This is a genomic window from Mesorhizobium sp. M7A.F.Ca.ET.027.03.2.1, from assembly GCF_003999175.1.
In the GTDB taxonomy this organism is placed as follows: domain Bacteria; phylum Pseudomonadota; class Alphaproteobacteria; order Rhizobiales; family Rhizobiaceae; genus Mesorhizobium.
This window is the reverse complement of the sequence record NZ_RZOM01001330.1, coordinates 1-1,396: the sequence shown is the minus strand read 5'-3', so window position 1 is coordinate 1,396 and position 1,396 is coordinate 1. Positions and strand designations below refer to the sequence as shown.

General features: G+C 61.5%; 3 protein-coding genes and 1 pseudogene. 2 read left to right on the top strand and 2 right to left on the bottom strand.

Annotation, left to right across the window (positions count from 1 at the left end; genetic code table 11):
- On the bottom strand, positions 1-153 hold a 153-nt coding region (locus EN750_RS34365; RefSeq protein WP_127399280.1), incomplete at its 3' end, for an FAD-dependent oxidoreductase.
- Between the two features lie 63 nt (positions 154-216).
- Entirely contained in the window at positions 217-363 is a 147-nt protein-coding gene (locus EN750_RS39740; protein ID WP_155930595.1) for a hypothetical protein, read from the bottom strand.
- A 10-nt stretch (positions 364-373) separates the two neighbouring features.
- Between EN750_RS39740 and EN750_RS34360 the strand changes: the two genes are divergently transcribed.
- Together EN750_RS34360 and EN750_RS41195 are read left to right on the top strand one after the other, a co-directional pair.
- Positions 374-1,018 (top strand): hypothetical protein, encoded by a 645-nt coding sequence (locus tag EN750_RS34360; protein ID WP_127399279.1) that lies wholly within the window; start codon positions 374-376, stop codon positions 1,016-1,018.
- A gap of 243 nt (positions 1,019-1,261) precedes the next feature.
- Positions 1,262-1,396: pseudogene (locus EN750_RS41195) on the top strand (uracil-DNA glycosylase); the annotation flags it as partial.

The following is a 1,396-nucleotide window of genomic DNA, read 5'->3' as shown; positions in this document are numbered from 1 at the left end:
AATATGGGCGCCGACCTCACCGCCCTTCTCCAGGACGACGACCGAAAGCTCGGGATTGACCTGCTTGAGGCGGATGGCTGCGGCGAGGCCGGCAGGGCCGGCGCCGACGATAACCACGTCGAATTCCATGCTTTCGCGTTCGATGTCGCTCATCAACCCCTCCGCACTGGCTTATCCCATTCGGGTATCTTGCTGGCTCCCGCGCTGCATAGCGCATCAATTGACGACAGGAAACCGGCGCATACGTGACAATGCCGTTTTGGCCAAAAAGTCGCGCATTGCGAGGCTGGAAGACTGCTTTTCGCCCGGCATTGCCTGCGAGGCGCGCGTTTTTAATTGTTCGACGGCTTGCTTATCGGCCATACTTCACGCCATGCGCATTCCTGGGCCAGCCGGCTTTTCATCGACGCGCTTTCTTTTCCCGCCCGGCCGGATCCGCCGGGCGCTCCTTTTGGCCCTTCTGATGCTGGCGCCGCATCACGCTGCCGCCGACGAAGTGAAGGTCTGGGCGGCAGGCGCCTACTCCTTCTCCGACGAGCTTGGCGGCTTCCAAATCACCGGCGCCTCGGGCATCGGAACGAAGGACGATCCGTTCGTCATCACCGAAGAGCTGAATTCGTCAACACCGGTGACGCTGACGATCCGCACGACAAAGCCGATCCAGGCCTTCGGCAAGGCCGGCGAATTCGCCAACGGCATGATGTATATGCGCATCGAGGTGCTCAACAACAGCGGCCAGGCCTGGGTCGAATTCCAGTTCGAATTGCAGGAGATCCTGAATCGGCCGAGCGTGTTCGGCGACGGGCTTTCCTTCGACCAGCGCAACAAGACGCCGGACAATATCTTGTCGAGCAATTTCGCCGATTTCGATCGCGATTTCGAACCCTATGACCGGCTGCTGTTCAGGAATGGCAAGGTCGACCCGCTGAAAACCGCCAGGTTCGAATTCCTGATGACTGATTACACACCGCGATGGACCTTCTATCTGGTGCAGGATCCGCGCATACCAACGGGGTAGAGAAGCGGACGCGGGGGCGCGCGCTCCCCCCTCGAGGGGGAAATGTTGCCGAAGGCGACAGAGGGGGTCGGCACGACCGGACGCGACTCCCCTTCGCCGACAGAGGAGGCTGGCGCTCTACGCGCGGCGACCCCCTCTGGCCTGCCGGCCATCTCCCCCTCAAGGAGGGAGATCAGCTTTCACCGCCGCTTTCGCCAATCACCGATGTTGCAAATCGCCTCTCGGCAGACGAATGTGCCAGGCATGACTGCCGCCTCCCCCAACAACCGATCCGACATTGCCGACCTGCTGGCCTTTTATGCCAGCGTGGGCGTCGACGAGGCGCTTGAAGACCAGCCCGTGAACCGGTTTGCCGAGGTTGCGCCAAAGCCCATGGAG